This window comes from Rhodovulum sp. P5, assembly GCF_002079305.1.
In the GTDB taxonomy this organism is placed as follows: Bacteria; Pseudomonadota; Alphaproteobacteria; order Rhodobacterales; family Rhodobacteraceae; genus Rhodovulum.
In genome coordinates, this window is record NZ_CP015039.1 from 343,605 (window position 1) to 361,784 (window position 18,180).

Here is an 18,180-nt window from a genome sequence, read left to right on the forward strand (position 1 = left end):
GCGCGCGGCGCACCGGGATAGGTGACTTCTGTATCACGGGTTGAACACAACGGTGCGGTGATCGTTGAGCATCACCCGTCCTTCGAGATGGTATTTGACGGCACGGGCCAGCACACGCGACTCGATATCCCGCCCGGTCGCGACGAAATCGTCGGCGGACATGGCATGGGTCACCCGTTCGGTTTCCTGTTCGATGATCGGGCCTTCGTCCAGGTCGGGGGTCACGTAGTGCGCGGTCGCCCCGATCAGCTTCACCCCCCGTTCATGCGCCTGATGATAGGGCTTTGCGCCCTTGAAGGACGGCAGGAACGAGTGGTGAATGTTGATGATCATGCCGTAGAGCATGGTCGACAACTCATTGGTCAGGACCTGCATATATCGGGCAAGGACCACCAGTTCGGCCTTCGTCTCCTTGACCAGATCGACCAGTTTCGCCTCCTGCTCGGCCTTGTTTTCCTTTGTCACAGGCCAGTGGTGGAATGGGATGCCCTCCTGCTCTGCGATCTTGCGGGCATCTTCGTGGTTGGAGACGATCGCCGCAACCTCGGCATCCAGCCAGCCCACCTTGATCTGGTACAGAAGATGCAGCAATGCGTGATCGAACTTCGACACCATGATGATGATCTTCGGGCGCCGGTCCATGTCCTCTATCCCCAGTTTCATGGAAAAGCGTTCGACGGCGGGCTTGAGGGCAAGTTCCACAGCCGCCTTGTCAAGGTCTTCTGGCGCCCTGAACGCAAGCCGCAGGAAGAACTTGTTCGTCTGCCGATCCCAGAACTGGTTGGATTCGATGATATTGGCGTTCCGTGAGGCCAACGCCGTGGTCACGGTGGACACGATGCAGGGACGGTCGTCGCAGGCAATGCGCAAGATGTAGGAAGTATCGCTCATGCTCGGGTGCCCTGATCAAGGGCGCAGGTCCGACCGGGGGCGCGAGACAACGTCTGAAAGAAGATGATACTGTCTGGCACGTCTGTTGTCGGCATCGCGGTCCCTCACTCTTGCGGGGCACTGCCCCGGGTCTTTCTGGGGGCCATCGCGGGGCCCGGCTTTCCTCGCCCGCCCCGGAAACGGGGTTCCGGACGGTCTGACGCCCACGCGTGATGGCGCAGGCTGTGCGATATGCGCGGATCTTTGGACATGAACACGCCCTTAGACAGCGCATCCGATTTCCGTCGGCACGGCGTACAAGCTGACAATTTTTGCGCCGATAGACAGAATGTTTGCGTCAAAACGGGATTATCGCTACGACGCTTCTTATTTCTATTTCATGTCAAGGTAGGCGATGACTGCGAAGTTCGACCCGTCACAAGCCGGAAAGCCGCGGGCGACCCCGCTGCGCGCGATGAAACCAAGGGCCGAGGGTCCGCGGCTGACGGTCGGCTTCATTCTCGCCCGGCGGTTCACGCTGTGTGCCTTTGCCAATTTCGTGGATGTTCTGCGGCTCGCGGCCGATGAGGGCGACCGAAGCCGACCGATCCTGTGCACATGGACGGTCCTGTCGGACACGATGGATCCGGTCCCCTCCAGCAGCGGAGTGACGATCCAGCCCAAGGAGCGGCTGGGCGATCCTAGGCGGTTCGACTATATCGTTGTGGTCGGCGGCCTGATGGATGAAACGCCCGCACTTGGTCCGGCCTATCATCGGTTCCTGCAGAATGCGGCAGAGGCCGGCGTTCCGCTGATCGGTGTCTGCACGGGCGCGTTCTTCTTGCACCGCGCCGGGCTGATGGACGGATACAGATGCTGTGTCAGCTGGTTCCACCATTCCGATTTCCTGGAACAGTTCGACGGGCTCGACCCGGTCGCCGACCAGATCTTCGTGGTCGACCGTGACCGTCTGACCTGTTCCGGCGGCGCGAGTTCGGCGCATCTGGCGGCCTATCTCGTCGACAAGCATGTCGGGCGCGCCCAAGCCAGCAAGAGCCTGCATATCATGATCATCGACGACGCCTTGCAGGCCGAGAAACCGCAACCCGGCATTCCGCTGGATCTGAAAACGCAGGATCCAATCGTCCAGCGTGCCCTGCTGATCATGCAGCAGCATATCGACACGACAATCACCATGCAGGAAATCGCGCAGCGGATGGGCCACAGCAAGCGTCAGATCGAACGCCATTTTCGCCTGGCGCTCAACACCTCGCCGCAGGCGGCCTTTCTCAACATGCGGCTTGAACTGGCGCGACACCTGATCCGGAAAAGCCAGAAATCGATCGCCCAGATCGCGGTGGATTGCGGATTTTGCGATTCATCGCATTTGAGTCGCATGTTCCGACGCCAGTTCGGTGATACACCGCAGGCCTATCGTGGGTCGGCCACGCCTGACGACTGAAATGCTGTCGCAAATTGCCGCGCAATTAGACCGCCGCCAGGCCGCCTTGCACAAACCCTAAGCATCCCAATAACAACTGCCCGAGCAATGTGCGCAGTGGCGCAAAACTTCTACGGTTTGGGCGCATATATACTGCCGGGAAGGCCCCCGAACTCTCATTAGTCCGCGAATTATCAATCTCGTCCGGTGCCGAACGGTGACGCGACGGGGTGACAGGAAACGCGGGAGAGATCGGGTGATTGAGGCAAGGCAAGGCGATGCGTTCGTGTCCTTCGAACACGTGCAGAAGAGCTACGATGGCGAGACGCTCGTTGTAAAAGACCTCAATCTTCAGCTTTCCAAGGGTGAGTTTCTGACCATGCTTGGGCCGTCGGGCAGCGGCAAGACCACCTGCCTGATGATGCTGGCCGGGTTCGAGACCGCGACCCATGGCGAAATCCGGCTCGACGGGCGCCCGATCAACCAGGTGCCGCCGGACAAACGCGGGATCGGCATGGTGTTTCAGAACTATGCCCTCTTCCCGCATATGACCGTGGGCGAGAACCTGTCCTTTCCGCTGGAAGTCCGCGGCATGGGCAAAAGCGACCGCGAAGACAAGATCGTGCGGGCGCTCGACATGGTGCAGATGCGCGGCTTTGCCAATCGCCGCCCGGCACAGCTTTCGGGCGGTCAGCAGCAACGGGTCGCTCTGGCACGCGCGCTGGTCTTCGACCCCAAGCTGGTGCTGATGGACGAACCGCTTGGCGCGCTCGACAAGCAGTTGCGCGAGCATATGCAGTTCGAGATCAAGCACCTGCACGAAACGCTTGGCATCACGGTCGTCTACGTCACCCACGACCAGGGCGAGGCGCTGACCATGTCGGATCGCGTCGCGGTGTTCAATGACGGACGCATTCAACAGCTTGCCCCGCCCGCAGAGCTTTACGAACGCCCGCAGAACAGTTTCGTGGCCGGTTTCATCGGTGAAAACAACAAGCTGCCCGGCGTGATCGAAGAGTTGAACGGCGATCGCGCGCTGGTCCGGCTGCATGATGGCGAGGTGATCGACGCGACCTCGGTGAATATCCGCGCCAAGGGTGAAAAGACCCTGGTGTCGATCCGCCCCGAACGTGTGGAATTCCGCCCCGACGCGATCCCGGCCGGGGCCCATACGGTCGACGCCGAGGTGCTGGAAGTCATCTATATGGGCGACATCCTGCGTACCCGCATGCGCGTTGCCGGCTCCGACGACTTCATCGTCAAGTGCCGCAACACCATCGACCAGATGCAACTGACCCAGGGCCAGCATATCCGCATCGGGTGGAATCCGCTCGATGCACGCGCGCTCGACCTTGTCTGAGAACCGCGCCGAACGCCCCGGACCTGCACGGCCGGGACATTCCCGATCTGCCCTCCTTAACGAGAGAATGGAGAGACTAGTGAAACGACAGACCCTTCTTGCCCTCACCACGGCGCTTGGCGGCTTTGCCCTGCCCGCGCTGGCCGACGATATCACGGTCATGAGTGTCAATCGGCATTGGATCGTGACCCCCTATCGGCGCCGAAAATTGACCCCCTTGGAGCTGAGCTGGCCCGGCGCTGCGTAGTCCCCATGTAACGCAGCGGCGGCGGGCCAGCGTGGTGGGCCATTTCGCTATGCTCGGTTCTTGAAGCGCCAGCTTTCGTTTCCGGTCTCGACGATCTCGCAGTGGTGGGTCAGGCGGTCGAGCAGAGCGGTGGTCATCTTCGCGTCGCCGAAGACGGTGGGCCATTCGCCGAACGCGAGGTTGGTTGTCACGATGATCGAGGTCCGCTCGTAGAGCTTGCTGATCAGGTGGAACAGGAGCTGGCCGCCGGTCTGGGCGAAGGGGAGATAGCCGAGTTCGTCCAGGAGTGAGCCATCGCGTCGCCATGCGTTCGAGACCGATGGCGAACAAGTCCAGACGAGAGATCAGGTCCGCTGTCCGGCCCTGTCGTTCGGCCCGGGCTTCGGCGTCGAGCTTGTTCACCAGATCGACGACGTTGAAGAACCGGCCCCGGCGGCCGCGTCGGATACAGGCGCGTGCAATGCCGACCGCGAGATGGGTCTTTCCTGTGCCGGTGCCGCCGATCAGCACGAGGTTGCGTTGATGATCGAGGAAGTCTCCGGCGGCGAGATCACGGATCAGGGTCTCGTTGACCTCGGCGGTCTCGAAGTCGAACTCGTCGATTTCCTTGGCCAGCGGCAGCTTGGCGATGGTCATCTGGTATTTGATCGAGCGCGCGCTCGCCATTGTTCTTGAACCAATGGCGCTCAATGGCTCGCTCTCACTGATCTCGGCGGTCAGGAGGTCGCCAATGATCTGATGCGGCTCGTGCTGTCGCTTGACCGTCACGCTGGAAGCGTGCCTCCGGCGCGACGGCGATGATCTCGTCGTAGGCTGTCCTCATGCCGTAAAGCTTCAGTTGGCCCATGGCGGCCAGCACCTGTGATCGTTCCATTCGTTGTTCTCCTGAGACTGTCATAGCGATCGCAATTGGCGGCAGGCTCGCAGGCCAGCTTCAGCGCATCCGGCGTCGTGATTGTCAGCGGCGGTGGCGGTTCGCGGTGACGGGCCAGGCTGTTCAGCACCACCCCTGCGGAGTGGACATTGTGAGACAGGGCCTCGGCGCAGGCGGCTTCGACAGCTTCCAGCCCATCGGTGAGCACGGCACCGAGGATATCGACCATTTGCCGGTCGCCGCCGGGCTGACGTTCGAGCTTGCGCTGCACACGGCGCAGGGCTGGCGGCAGGTCCCAGTCCTTGAAGGGCGCGTTCGCCATTGGTCTCGAACACATGGCGACACAATGGCTCACTGCGCAAGGCGCCTGGCTTGCGCGCCAGAACCGGGATGTAATGGAGTGGATCGTAGATCGTCTTGCCGCGACCGAAAGTCCGTTCATGCCGCCCCACGACCTGACCGTCCTGCCAGCATTCCAGGCGATCGGCATAGGCGCGGATCTCGACGGGCCGCCCGACCGCGCGGGCATCGACCGAGTAGCGGTTCTTGTCGAACCGCACGAGGCAGGGTGAAGGGTGTCTCGGAATTGGTCCGGTGGACCAATTCAGCCCTGAACGGGCGGAGCCCCGGACTTGGATACCGCGGCCGGGACGGCGTGGAATCCATCGAACGCACCGACATAGGGCACCAGGCTCGACCGTTCCTCTTCGAACACTTCCCAGATCGTCTTGTCCGGATTGTCGGGGTGTCGGTTCGCCTTGGCATAGGCGATGCATCGGTTCTCAAGCCAGGCGTTCAACTCGGCAAAGGATTTGAACTTCGGCCGCGGCACGAAGAACCGCCGCCGGAGCACACCCACCTGGTTCTCGACCTGGCCCTTCTCCCAACCCGACGCCGGGGTGCAGGGCCGTTCATTGAGGCGCCATTGGTTCAAGCCCAGTGGACGGCGGCTCGACGAGGTAATGCCCGCACATCTGCTGGAAACGGCGATTATAGGCCCGATCCTTGCCGACAAAGATCGTGTCCACGGCTGTCTTCGCTCGACCATTGTTCTTGAACCAATGGCGAACAAGGTCTCGCTGTCGTAGATGCCCCGCGCGCAGGCGCCGCCGAAGAAGGCGAACGCGCTGTCATGCGCGTCGAACACCATCTCCTGGGTCTCTCTGGGATAGGCCCGCACGAACGGCATCCGGCTGTGACACAGGCGGACATGGGCCACCTTGACCGTTACGGTCACGCCATCAAGGATCACGATCTCATGGCTCCAGTCGAACTGGTAGGCCTCGCCCGGATCGAAGCTCAGCGGCACATAAGCGCTTGCCGACGCCTCCTGTGTCGCCTTCGTCCAACTGGACGCATATCGGCGCACGGCGTCATAGCTGCCGTCATAGCCTCGGTTGCGCAGTTCCTCGTAGATCCGGATCAGCGTCAGCCGTTCGCGCTTCGGTCGGCGCGCATTCTCGGCCAGAAGTTCGTCCAGATCCGATCGCCAGGGGTCGATCTTCGGTCGGGGCTGCGTCGTGCGATCATAGGTAAACCCGGTTGCCCCCGATCTGATGACTTTGCGCACCGTGTTCCGAGACACCCGCAACTCACGGCAGATCTGCTTGATCGACTTGCCTTCAACGAAATGCGCCCGCCTGATCTTCGCGCGCGCCGGGTGGGCTCGAACCAGTGGCGCCCACCGGCTTGCTCTCCACAACCAACATCACCTGACTGCTCCCTCATGCTTTTGAGGAAGCTTCTGATCAGAATTATCAGGGGGGTCACTTTTGGATGCCGATCACCCCAAGATGGGGGTCAATTTTGCATGCCGTTCCACACGTAGCGCCCGACCTGGCCCGCCAGCCGCGGCGCGAGGCGGGCGTAGCTCTGGCGCAGGGCGAGCTCGGCCTCGCGGGCGAGCTTCACCAGGCGCAGGCGCGCCTTCTCGTAGAGCCGCGCGTCGGTGGGGTGGGCGATGGCCTTTTCCATGACCGTGGTGTCCACGATCACCGCCTCGGCGGAGCGCTCGCGGATCACGCCAGCCTCGCGCCCCGCCTCGATCGTCTTGGTCAGCAGCCATTCGACGCCCTCTTCCCCGATCCGCCCGCGCCAGCGCGTGAGCGAGGACGGGTCGATCGGGGGCCGGTGCTGAAAGAACGTCTCTCCGCAGAAATGCTGGTAGTAGGGGTTCTCGACCCAGCGGGCGACCACGGCCTCGTCCGACAGCCCGTAGGCGGGCTGGAGGTACAGCAGCCCGGCCACAATCCGCGGCGAGGTCGCCGGCCGGCCCGTGTGCGAGGGGAAGAACCCGGCCCATTCGCGCTCGAAGAATGCCCAGTCGATGAGCGCCTCGAGCCGCACGAGCTCGTGGCGCATGTCGATCATCGCGGTGAGCCGCGGGCGCAGCAGATCGTCCTGTTCGGGAGCGCGGGACTTCGGCTTCATGGGGCATCCGGGATTGCAGGGTTCTGACCAGAATCGTAGCAAACCCTGCAGTTCAGAAATAGCTCGAACGCCCTCTCAGCCAGCCAAATCAGAGGCTTGGGGGTTGTTCAGGACCGACTCATGAGTGCCAAAACAACAAGACGCGCAGGCAAGAACCTGCGCGTCTTGTTTTTGGCTACGTAAGGTTCGTCAGCACTCCGGCAGATTTACGGCGATCCCCCCTGTCGAGGTTTCCTTGTATTTCAGGTCCATGTCATGGCCGGTGTCGCGCATCACCTTGATGCAGTTGTCCAGCGGCATGAAATGCTGGCCATCCCCGCGCAGCGCCAGCGACGCGGCAGAAACGGCCTTTATCGCCCCAAGCGCGTTGCGCTCGATACAGGGCACCTGAACCAAACCGCCGGCCGGGTCACAGGTCATGCCCAGATGATGTTCCAGCGCGATCTCGGCGGCGTTTTCCACCTGCGCATTCGTGCCGCCAAGGGCTGCGCACAGCCCCGCCGCCGCCATGGCCGCGGCAGAGCCGACCTCGCCCTGGCAGCCGACCTCGGCCCCGGAGATCGAGGCGTTGTGCTTGATCAGCCCGCCAATAGCGGCGGCCACCAGCAACAGATCGCGGCACCCCGCTTGCGTGGCACCGATGCAGTGTTGCCGGTAATAGCGCAGAACCGCCGGAACCACGCCCGCCGCCCCGTTGGTGGGGGCGGTGACCACACGCCCGCCCGCGGCGTTTTCCTCGTTCACCGCGATGGCATAGACGCTCATCCAGTCATTGGCCTGATGCGGCTGGGCAAGGTTGCGCCCCTGTTCGGCGACAAGCTGATCGTGGATCGCCTTGGCCCGCCGCCGCACATTCAGACCGCCGGGCAACACCCCCTCTTGCGCCAGCCCGCGGTTCAGGCAGTCGTCCATCGCCTGCAGGATCGCGTCGATCCGCGTGTCCAGGGCGCGGCCATGCAACACGGTTTCATTGGCGCGCTTCATCGCGGCGATGGAGAGCCCGGCGCGGGCACCCATCTCCAGCATTTCCTGCGCCGAGCCGAACGGATAGGGAAAGGCATGCGCGGCCTTTTCCGCGTGCAGGTCCGGTTGGGCCTGCTGCTGCGCCTGCAGTTCGGCCTCGGTCAGCACGAAACCACCGCCGACCGAGTAATAGGTCTGCCGGTGATAGGTGTTTCCAGCGCGGTCACAGGCCCACAGGATCAGGCCGTTCGCATGCCCCGGCAAGGGTGGGCCATAATCGAAAACCAAGTCCGTCTCGGGCACGAAGCGCAAGTCGCGCAGCCCGTCGGGCCGGACGATGCCTTCGCGGCGCACCGTCGCCTCCAACGCTTCGGCCGCGTCGGGGTCGAGCGTTTCAGGCCGCAACCCGCAAAAGCCCAGGATCACCGCACGATCGGTGGCGTGGCCCTTGCCCGTAAAGGCAAGCGAGCCGTGCAGGCTGGCCCCCAGACCGTAAAGATCGCCAGCCCCGGGAATCCGGTCCACCCCGCCACGCAGAGCGTCGAGGAACCGCGCGGCCGCCAGCATCGGCCCCATCGTATGCGACGATGACGGGCCGATGCCGATCTTGAAGACGTCGAAGACCGACAGGAACATCTACGACCCGTAAATTGGGAAGGCTGCGCAAAGCGCCCGGATCTCGGCGCGGACTTCGGCTTCGACCTGTTGGTCCCCCTCGGGCGTTGCGGCCAGCGCGTCGATCACCCGCAGGATCAGCGCGCCGATCCGATCGAATTCCTCCGTGCCGAAGCCGCGCGTCGTGCCCGCCGGGGTCCCAAGCCGGATGCCCGAGGTCACGAAGGGCTTCTCGGGATCGTTCGGGATCGCGTTCTTGTTGCAGGTCAGCCCCGCCCGTTCCAGCCCGATCTCGGCCACCTTGCCGGTCACGCCTTTCGGGCGCAGATCGACCAGAACCATGTGACTGTCGGTGCCGCCGGATACGATGCCGAGGCCACCCGCCTTCAGCACCGCGGCCAGTGCCTGTGCGTTCTCGATCACGCGCGCGGTATAGTCGCGGAACTCCGGCTGCAACGCCTCGCCGAAGGCCACGGCCTTGGCCGCGATCACATGCATCAGCGGGCCGCCCTGGTTCCCCGGAAAGACGGCGGAGTTGAGCTTTTTCGCCAGTGCCTCGTCATCGGTCAGGATCACGCCGCCACGCGGGCCGCGAAGGGTTTTGTGCGTGGTCGAGGTTACCACATGCGCATGGGGCACCGGATTGGGATACAGCCCCGCCGCGATCAGCCCGGCATAATGGGCCATGTCGACCATCAGATAGGCGCCCACCTCATCCGCGACCCTGCGGAAGCCTTCGAAATCGATCCGGCGCGGATAGGCCGAGGCCCCGGCCACGATCAGCTTCGGCCGCGTCTCAAGCGCCAGTGTGCGGACCTTCTCCATGTCGATCAGATGGGTTTCGGTGTCGACCTCGTAGGACACGACGTCGAACCACTTGCCCGACACGGTCACGGGAGAGCCATGGGTCAGGTGCCCGCCATGGGCCAGCGACATCCCCATGATCCGGTCGCCCGGTTGCAGCAGGGCAAGAAACACCGCCTGATTGGCTTGCGCACCGGAATGCGGCTGCACATTGGCATAGCCGGCGCCGAACAGCGCCTTCAGCCGGTCGATGGCCAGCGCCTCCACCTTGTCGACGAATTCGCAGCCGCCGTAGTAGCGCTTGCCCGGATAACCTTCGGCATATTTGTTGGTCAGCACCGAGCCTTGCGCCGCCATCACGTCGGGGGAAACGATGTTCTCGGAGGCGATCAGTTCGATTTGGATCTGCTGGCGGTCGAGTTCCGCGGCAATGGCCGCGGCAACAGCGCTGTCGGAAATCCGCTGGGTCTGAAGGTGATCGAACATCAGGACAGTCCTTTGTGTCAGGCGGCTTCGGCGGCCAGTTCGCGGCATCCGGTCTCGAACGTCCGGGCAAGGAAGGACGCGAAGCTGTTCCAGACATCCATCCGGAACCGGTCTTCCGCATCGCGCCAAAGCACCACGGTTGCCCCATCGAAAAAGGTGCGCCGTGCCTCGCCCACCCCGATCGATGCGATGTCGCGGGCGCAACCGATGGTCAGCAGTCCCGCCGCGCGCGCGCCTTCTATGACGAAGGTGACTTCGCGCCCCGAGATGTCAACCGCGCTGTGGGGTGTATCCGGATAGATCGCGGCCAGCGCCGCGAGCGTCGGCGCAACCCTTTCCATCGGCAGGATCAGGGTCCACTCGTCGGGGCCGAGACAGGCCGCCTCGATCCCGTTTGCCGCGGCTCTGCCCCCGATCTTTGCGGGCAGCGCCAGACCCAGCGCGGAGTTGATGGCGGACAGATCCCCCCGGGCGCGCAACGAGATGCGTCCCGCCATCCCGGAGACCGAGACGCGCGCGGCCGATGTGTCCGCCACGACCGACGGTGTCAGAGAAGAAACGGTCTTGGGCATTCTGACCTCCGATCAGATTTTCAGACGGGTGTTTTCGGGATCGTGGAAGACCGTCGGGACGATCTTCGCGGCGATTGTGCGGTCGGGCATCGGGATATGGACGGTCTCGCCCATTCGGCCCTGCCCGCCTGCCACCAACGCCAACGCGATCGGCTGGCCGGTGGTCCCGGTATCGTAGGACGAGGTCACATGGCCCACCATCGTCATCGGCACCGGCTGATCGGGGTCGAAGACGATCTGCGCCCCCTCTTCCAGCTTGGAGCCATCCTCGGTCAGCAGGCCCACAAGCTGCTTTCGGCCCGACGCCGCCAGATCGGGCCGCGCAAGGCCGCGCATCCCGACGAAATCGGGCTTCTTCTTGCCGACGGCCCAGCCCATGCCCGCGTCATAGGGCGTGACGGTGCCGTCCGTATCCTGACCGACGATGATATAGCCCTTTTCAGCGCGCAGCACGTGCATCGTCTCGGTGCCATAGGCGGTGATGCCGTAGTGCTGGCCCGCCTCCCAGAGCGTGTCCCAAAGCTGCCGGCCCATGGGCGCGGGCACGTTGACCTCGAACCCGATCTCGCCGGTGAAGCTGACCCGGAACAGACGCGCGGGCATCCCGGCGACCGTGCATTCGGTGCAGGACATGTGCGGGAAGGCGTCGTCGTTCAGTTCCACCCCCTCGACCAGCGGCGCGAGCAGTTTGGCGGCGTTGGGGCCATTCAGCGCAATGGTCGACCATTGCTCGGTCGTGGAGGTCAGCCAGACATTCAGTTCGAGCCACTCGGTCTGGAGGTAATCCTCCATCATGTTCAGGACATGCGCTGCGCCGCCAGTCGTCGTGGTGACATGAAACCGATCCTCGGCCATGCGCCCGATCACCCCGTCGTCGCGGATGAACCCATCATCGCCACAAAGCAGGCCATAGCGGCAGCGCCCGGGCGCGAGCTTGGTCCACGGGTTGGTGTACATCCGGTTCATGAACTCGACGGCATCGGGGCCGACCACCTCGATCTTGCCCAGCGTCGACGCGTCGAAGATACCGAGCGATGCGCGCGTGGCGCGGCATTCGCGGCGCACCGCCGCGTCCATGTCCTCGCCCGGTTTCGGGAAGTACCAGGCCCGGCGCCACTGGCCGACGGGTTCGAACACGGCCCCGTGCTCCTCCGCCCAGGCATCGATCTGGGTCTTGCGGACCACCTCGAAATGCGCGCCGCGGTGATACCCGGCAAAGGCCCCGAACGTCGTCGGCGTATAGGGCGGGCGGAACGTGGTCAGTCCCACCTGAGGCGGCGCCTTGCCAAGCGCATCGGCCGCGATGTTCAGGCCGTTGATGTTCGACATCTTGCCCTGATCGGTCGCCATGCCGTTCGTCGTGTAACGCTTTACATGCTCGATCGAGCGCATCCCCTCGCGCACGGCAAGACGCAGGTCCTTGGCCGTCACGTCGTTCTGGTAGTCGACAAAGGCCTTGGCCCGGCCCGGGCTCAGATCGGTCGGCAGGTCCTTGTGGGACTGACCGGTTCCGATGCGGTCGTCGGCAACACGATAGGACGCGGCCCCGACCGGCTGTCCCAGCGCGTCGGCCACCTCGCCCCCGCGCAGGGCACCGTCGTTCAGCGCAGCTTCGACCCCCCAAAGGCCGCGGCCCGCACCCGCGATGACGCAGTCCTCCGGCGTCCGGTCCGGCAGGAAGGTGGTGCGGTCATCGTCCCAGGCGAGACTGCCCTTGGTGTGAGAGAAGAGATGCAGGGACGGCGTCCAGCCCCCCGACATCAGCACGCAATCGCAGGCGATCCATTCTTCTGCGCCCACCTTGCCATCCGTGACGGGGTTGATGCGCAGGCCCGTGACCCGCAGGCGGCCCTTGCTCCCCGTGGCGGTGTGCGACAGCCGCGTGGGGATGCCGCGCGCGCGGGCCTCCTCCAGCAAATCTGCGCGCACCTCTGCGCGGGTGTCCGCGATGGCCTGCACCCGTGCGCCCGCATCCTGCAGATCGAAGGCCGCGTACCACGCGCTGTCATGGCTGGTGATGACCGCGGGCCTGTCCCCCACCCGCACACCGTATCGGTTCAGATAGGTCTGCGCGGACCCCGCCAGCATCATGCCCGGGCGGTCGTTGCCATGGAAGACAAGCGGCTTTTCCAGCGCGCCCTGCGCCAGAACCACCTGCTTCGCCCGCACGCGCCAAAGCCGTTCACGCGGCGTGTCGGCGGGCAGTTCGGAAAGATGATCGGTCAGCTTTTGCACCATGCCGATCATGTTCTGGTGGTAGTAGCCTATGGCGGTCGTCCGGGTCATGATCTTCACGCCCGCGGCCTTCAGCGCGTCGATCTCCGCCGCCAGCCAGTCCCAGGCGGGTTTGCCATCGATCATCGCCTGCGGTTCGGACAGCAGCGTGCCGCCCGGCTCTGCGTTTTCGTCGACCAGAACCACCGACAGCCCCCTGCCCGCCGTCGCCCGCGCCGCCGCCAGACCGGCCGGCCCGGCGCCAACGATCAGGACATCGCAATGCAGGTTGCGCGAGGCATAGGTGTCGGGGTCTTCCTCGGTCGGGGATACCCCCAGCCCGGCCGCCGAGCGGATGAACGGCTCATAGACCTTGTGCCAGAAGCTCGCCGGCCACATGAAGGTCTTGTAGTAGAACCCGGCCGAAAACAGCATATAGGCTGCATCGTTTACCGCGCCGATGTCGAATTTCAGGCTGGGATACTTGTTCTGAGAGGTCGTGTTCAGACCCTCCCAGATCTCCTGCACCGTGGCGCGCGTGTTGGGTTCGAACCGGCCCGGTCCGCGGCGCGTTCCGATCAGCGCGTTGGGCTCTTCCGATCCGGCGGAAATGGCGCCGCGGGGACGGTGATACTTGAAAGACCGGCCCATCAGATGCGTGCCATTGGCCAGAAGCGCCGAGGCAACGGTATCGCCCATCAGCCCCTCATAACGCTTGCCATCGAAGGTGAAGGTCACGGGTTTGGAGGGATCGACACGTCCCCGGCCGTTCACGCGATACGTCGTCATTCCTGTTTCTCCAGCAACGCAGAGAGGTCCGGGCGCGGCTCGCCCGCCTTGTAGGTGGTCAGGAAACGGTCGCTGACCGTGTCGCGCACCGCATTGAAATAGCGACCGCAGCCGTGGAAATGCCGCCAGCGTTCGAAATGCGGTCCCTTCACGTTGGCCCGCAGGAACAAAAAGCGCTCCCACTCTTCATCGCTTTGCGCGGAGGGGGTCTGCGGGCGCGCGATATGGGCCTCGCCGGCATAGGTGAACTCGACCTCGGGAAGGGTCTCGTCGCAATAGGGACAATGGATCAGAAGCATGGGAATGACCTCGGTAGGCGTCTCTTGGTTTCGCGCCGATCAGTGCGCGACAGCAGCCGCGGCGGCTTCGTCGATGAGACGGCCAGTCCGGAAACGCTCAAGCGTGAAGGGGGCGTTGATCGGGTGCGGCTCGTCCTTGGCGATGGTATAGGCGAAGACATGGGCCGACCCCGGGGTGGCCTTGAACCCGCCCGTGCCCCAGCCGCAGTTGACATACAGGTTCTGGACAGGCGTCTTGCCGATGATCGGCGACCGGTCGGGGGTGTTGTCGGTGATGCCCGCCCATTTGCGCAGCATCCGCATGCGGTTGAAGATCGGAAACACCTCGGAAATCGCCGCGATCGTATGTTCGATCAGCGGCAGCCCGCCCCTTTGCGAGTAGCTGACATACTGATCGGTGCCTGAACCGATCACCAGTTCGCCCTTGTCGGACTGGCTGCAATAGGCATGGACCGCGTTCGACATCACCACGCAGGGAAAGATCGGCTTGACCGGTTCCGACACTAGGGCCTGCAGCGGCATGGACTCCAGCGGCAGACGGACATCCGCCGTCGCCATGACCATGCTGTTGTGGCCAGAGGCCGATACCCCGATCTTCTTGGCCTTGATGAAGCCTTTCTCGGTCTCCACGCCGATCACGGCCCCGTTCGGCCCACGGCGGATCGCGGTCACCGCGCAGTTCTGGATGATATCGACGCCGCGCGCAGCCGCCCCACGGGCATACCCCCAGGCCACCGCATCATGGCGTGCGGTGCCCGCGCGTTCCTGCAATGCGCCACCCATCACCGGGTACCGGGCGGACTTTGAAATATTCAGCGGCGGGCAGTAGTCCTTGCACTCTTCGGGCGTCAGCCAACGGTTGTCGACGCCGTTCAGGCGGTTGGCATGGATATGTCGCTTGAAGCTTTGCACGTCATGCACATTGTGCGCCAGCATCAGGCAACCGCGGCGCGAATACATGACGTTGTAGTTGAGTTCCTGGCTCAGCCCCTCCCAAAGGTCGACGGCATGATCGAACAGGCGCGCGCTTTCGTCATAGAGATAGTTCGAGCGGATGATCGTCGTGTTCCGCCCCGTGTTACCCCCGCCAAGCCAGCCCTTGTCGATCACCGCGACATTGGTGATCCCGTGCTCCTTGGCCAGATAGTACGCCGCGCCCAGCCCGTGCCCCCCGGCACCCACGATCACCACGTCGTATTCGGGTTTCGGCGGACTGTCGGGCCATTGCTCGGTCCAGTTCTTGTGACCGGTAAGGGCGTTCTGCAATAGGCTGAGGGCGTTGAAACGGGTCATCTTGTGGCGGGACTCTCTGAAGCGCGTTTGCAGCATAATCGCGCCGAAGCCCGCCAAATAATCGGATATTTGCGCCACGACCCATGAAAGACTGCGTCACGGTGGCGTTTATTCCGATCCCCCTATTCGTGGGCATGCCAGCAGGATGTCTTCAGGCACAGACGCACGACATCCGCGCCAAGTCGCGTCGCAGAAGTACAGCCGTTCATGTCCTACGAAAAGCGTGCCCACCGCCCTGTTCAGGGTCACACGCGCACGCCATGAAAGCAGCCGTCAGAGTTCGACCTCGATGTCGGAGACCGGCGTCGAACAGCAGATCAGGATCTTGCCCTGATCGATCTCGCGCTGACGAATTCCGCCGCCATGCTGCATATCAACGGATCCCGAACTGAGTTTTGCCTTGCACGTTCCACAAATCCCGCGCTGGCAGGAATACATCGGCAGCAAGCCCGCCTCGCGCGCAGCGGACAGAACGGTCATGCCCGGGCTGCATTCCACGACGTTGCCGCTTTTGGTGAAACTGACGCGGAACGTCTGGCCGCTCACTTCCGGCGCGGCCGAGGGTTCGTCGAACGTCCCCGCGGTCTCGGCGCCGAAATCGAAGCTTTCCTCGAAATAGCGCTGCATGTCGAACCCGACATCGCGCAGAAGCGCGCGCACACCCTCCATGAAAAGCGCTGGCCCGCAGCAAAAGATCTTGCGATCCATGAAGTCCGGCGACATCAGCCGGAGCATCTCGGGGTTCAGCCGCCCGGTGAACCCGCACCAGCCATGATGCGCCAAGGCGGTTTCGCAGGTGAAGGCAAGCTTCAGCCCGGGGTTCTGCGTGGCAAGCAAGCGCAGCTCGTCGTGAAAGATGATATCCGATGGTGTGCGCGCCGCATGGATGAAATGCAGGTCGTAAGGTTCCGACAGATCGCAGGCCGTCCGCGTCATCGACATGATCGGGGTGATGCCGCTGCCCGCGGAGATGAAGAGCAGCTTTTCTTCCGCCGTAGCGTCGGTTGTGAATTCGCCTGCGGGGCCGCTGACGGTCACTTCCCGGCCCGGCGCCATGTTGTCATGCAGCCAGTTGGAGCCCGGGCCGCCGGGCACGCGCTTGGTCGTGATCTCGACGCGATAGGGACGCGCGGCCGACCCCGACAGCGTATAGCTGCGCGTGACCATCCCCTCGACCGGCAAGTCGAAGGTCATGTACTGCCCCGGATAGAACCGAAAGGCACGCGGCTCGCGCGCCGAGAAGACGAAGGTCTTGACGTCATGCGTTTCTTGCCGGACCTGCCGGCAGACCAGAATGTCGTCCTGTTCCGGATCCCACAGCGGTACGCGCGTCGCCTCGGTGATCGTGGGGTCGGTATCGCCGCGGTCGCGCTGGTTTTCGGGGGAGTCAGCAGGTGTCATTCGGCGGCCATCCCTTGGGTTTCGTCTGCGAAATGGTGTTTCAGCCGCCCGATATACCAATCGCAGAATGCCTCGACATGCGGTTCGGTAAAGCGTGAATACGGGCCCGGCTCATAGGCCGGTTGCTGGCTGCCAAGCTGCGCCAGACGCACGAGGTCGGCATCCTGCTGGTTGGTCATCCGCCAGACCTGTGTGAGGTTGTCGAGGCTGTAATGCTGCCCCTCGATCGCGTCCTTGTGGACAAGCCAGGTGGTGCGCACCAGCGTCCGATCCGGCGCAAGCGGCAGCACCGAGAAGCATACGATGTGATCGCTCATGAAATGGTGCCAGGAATTCGGATGGGTCCAGAAGCTGAGACCGCCGAGCTTCGCATCCGTGAAGTCGCCCAGCAGTTTCTTGCAGGCAACGCGCGTGTCGAGCGTGTGGGATTCCCCTTCTCGCATCAAGGGCAGGCGCATCGTGCGAAAGCCCGTGACACTCGACAGCCGGTCCACCTCGGCCGATGGCAGGCCACAGGATTCCCAACGGCTGTGATCGCGTTCGATGGACTCGGTATAGGCCTTGACGTCTTCGGAACGGCGCTCACCCAGTTCATCGGGCGAGAAGCCGAACCCGAATTCGGACAAGGGAATAGTCAGTTGGGGATGGTTCGCCTCGCAGTGATAACACTCGCGATTGTTCTCCATCGTCAGTTTCCAGTTGCCCTCCTCGACCAGATCGGTGCTGTGGGCCACCTTGCAGTTCGCAAGGTCGTGCGGTGCAAGGTAGGGTTCCATCGCCTGCGCCATCTCTTCGATGTCATCGGGGGCAGTCTCGGCCAGACAGATAAAGATCAGCCCCGCAATCGACCGGACATGAACGGGTTTGAGCCCGTGACAGCTCTTGTCGAACCCGGCGCCCATATGTTCGGCCAGGATCAACTCCCCGTCTTCGTTATAGGCCCAGCCGTGATACCGGCAGACGATGTTGCCGATCGTGGCCGCGCGCTCGTCGACCAGCCTGGCGCCACGATGGCGGCAAACATTGTGAAAGCCGCGGATCCCCATATCGTCGCCGCGCAGCAGAAGAATGGAGGCCTCGCCGATCTCGACCGTCACGCAATCGCCAGGCTCCGGCAATTCCGGTTCGACCGCCACGAAGATCCAGTGCGTGCCAAAGATCGCGTCGAGGTCGAGCTTGAGAATGTCGGGGGAATTGTAGAACGGCGCTTCAAGGCTCTTGTAGGGGGCCCGACGCTCTACAAGGTCACGAGGGGAAGGAGAGGAGGACAATTTCGGATACCTCGCTATCGAATCTGAGGGATGGTGACGTGTTTCGCGACATGTGGCGACTCCTGCTTGGCCGATCCTGCCCGCCGCAACGCCTGCGCCTTGACTGGGTTACAATGCTTCTTCGCTTCGCGCCCGCAGCGCAGAACGCTTGCGGCAACCGGGCGGGAAGAATGCGACATGGGCGCACAGATTGGCGCGGCAGATCCAGACGTAGCGAAAATACCACAAAACCCTCCCTTCCCGAAGGGACG

12 protein-coding genes and 3 pseudogenes are annotated in these 18,180 nt (G+C 63.5%); 3 read left to right on the forward strand and 12 right to left on the reverse strand.

Going from position 1 to position 18,180, the window contains the following annotated elements:
• Positions 1-33: 33 nt before the first annotated feature.
• Positions 34-891 carry a formyltetrahydrofolate deformylase gene (gene purU / locus RGUI_RS01710; protein ID WP_081531470.1) on the reverse strand — a complete coding sequence of 286 codons (858 nt, stop codon included), beginning with the start codon at positions 889-891 and terminating at the stop codon, positions 34-36.
• A 394-nt stretch (positions 892-1,285) separates the two neighbouring features.
• On the opposite strand from purU, the gene RGUI_RS01715 reads away from it, so the two are divergent.
• The 3 genes from RGUI_RS01715 (at position 1,286) to RGUI_RS22005 (ending at position 3,918) form a co-directional block, all read left to right on the forward strand.
• Positions 1,286-2,332, forward strand: coding sequence for a GlxA family transcriptional regulator (locus RGUI_RS01715; protein WP_081531471.1), 1,047 nt, complete (start codon positions 1,286-1,288; stop codon positions 2,330-2,332).
• Positions 2,333-2,567: 235 nt separating this feature from the next.
• Entirely contained in the window at positions 2,568-3,671 is a 1,104-nt protein-coding gene (locus RGUI_RS01720) for an ABC transporter ATP-binding protein (protein WP_156882836.1), read from the forward strand.
• A 79-nt stretch (positions 3,672-3,750) separates the two neighbouring features.
• The gene (locus RGUI_RS22005) at positions 3,751-3,918 is read left to right on the forward strand and encodes a hypothetical protein (protein WP_156882837.1); all 168 of its coding nucleotides are present in this window, start codon (positions 3,751-3,753) and stop codon (positions 3,916-3,918) included.
• Positions 3,919-3,965: 47 nt separating this feature from the next.
• Here RGUI_RS22005 and istB read toward each other — a convergent pair.
• The 11 genes and pseudogenes from istB to RGUI_RS01780 all read right to left on the reverse strand — a co-directional run bounded on the left by istB (position 3,966) and on the right by RGUI_RS01780 (position 17,929).
• Positions 3,966-4,792: pseudogene (gene istB, locus RGUI_RS01725) on the reverse strand (IS21-like element helper ATPase IstB).
• Positions 4,725-6,467 (reverse strand): annotated as a pseudogene (gene istA, locus RGUI_RS21070) (IS21 family transposase); the annotation flags it as partial. The pseudogenes istB and istA, both read right to left, overlap by 68 nt.
• Before the next feature lie 149 nt (positions 6,468-6,616).
• Positions 6,617-7,222, reverse strand: a pseudogene (locus RGUI_RS01740) (transposase); the annotation flags it as partial.
• Between the two features lie 189 nt (positions 7,223-7,411).
• Positions 7,412-8,821: an L-serine ammonia-lyase gene (locus tag RGUI_RS01745; RefSeq protein WP_081531474.1), complete on the reverse strand. Its 1,410-nt coding sequence runs from the start codon at positions 8,819-8,821 to the stop codon at positions 7,412-7,414.
• Entirely contained in the window at positions 8,822-10,090 is a 1,269-nt protein-coding gene (glyA, locus tag RGUI_RS01750; RefSeq protein WP_081531475.1) for a serine hydroxymethyltransferase, read from the reverse strand.
• A gap of 17 nt (positions 10,091-10,107) precedes the next feature.
• Positions 10,108-10,662 (reverse strand): sarcosine oxidase subunit gamma, encoded by a 555-nt coding sequence (locus RGUI_RS01755; RefSeq protein WP_081531476.1) that lies wholly within the window; start codon positions 10,660-10,662, stop codon positions 10,108-10,110.
• Positions 10,663-10,674: 12 nt separating this feature from the next.
• Positions 10,675-13,665, reverse strand: coding sequence for a sarcosine oxidase subunit alpha (locus RGUI_RS01760; RefSeq protein ID WP_081531477.1), 2,991 nt, complete (start codon positions 13,663-13,665; stop codon positions 10,675-10,677).
• On the reverse strand, positions 13,662-13,964 hold the full coding sequence (locus RGUI_RS01765) for a sarcosine oxidase subunit delta (protein ID WP_081531478.1): 303 nt from the start codon (positions 13,962-13,964) through the stop codon (positions 13,662-13,664). Before RGUI_RS01765 ends, RGUI_RS01760 begins: the two co-directional genes overlap by 4 nt.
• Before the next feature lie 39 nt (positions 13,965-14,003).
• Positions 14,004-15,257: a sarcosine oxidase subunit beta family protein gene (locus RGUI_RS01770; RefSeq protein WP_081535922.1), complete on the reverse strand. Its 1,254-nt coding sequence runs from the start codon at positions 15,255-15,257 to the stop codon at positions 14,004-14,006.
• 273 nt (positions 15,258-15,530) lie between these two features.
• Positions 15,531-16,658, reverse strand: a complete 1,128-nt coding sequence (locus RGUI_RS01775; RefSeq protein WP_081531479.1) for a hybrid-cluster NAD(P)-dependent oxidoreductase — start codon at positions 16,656-16,658, stop codon at positions 15,531-15,533.
• Positions 16,655-17,929: an SRPBCC family protein gene (locus tag RGUI_RS01780; RefSeq protein WP_081531480.1), complete on the reverse strand. Its 1,275-nt coding sequence runs from the start codon at positions 17,927-17,929 to the stop codon at positions 16,655-16,657. The genes RGUI_RS01775 and RGUI_RS01780 overlap by 4 nt, the downstream gene beginning before the upstream one ends.
• Between the last annotated feature and the right edge of the window lie 251 nt (positions 17,930-18,180).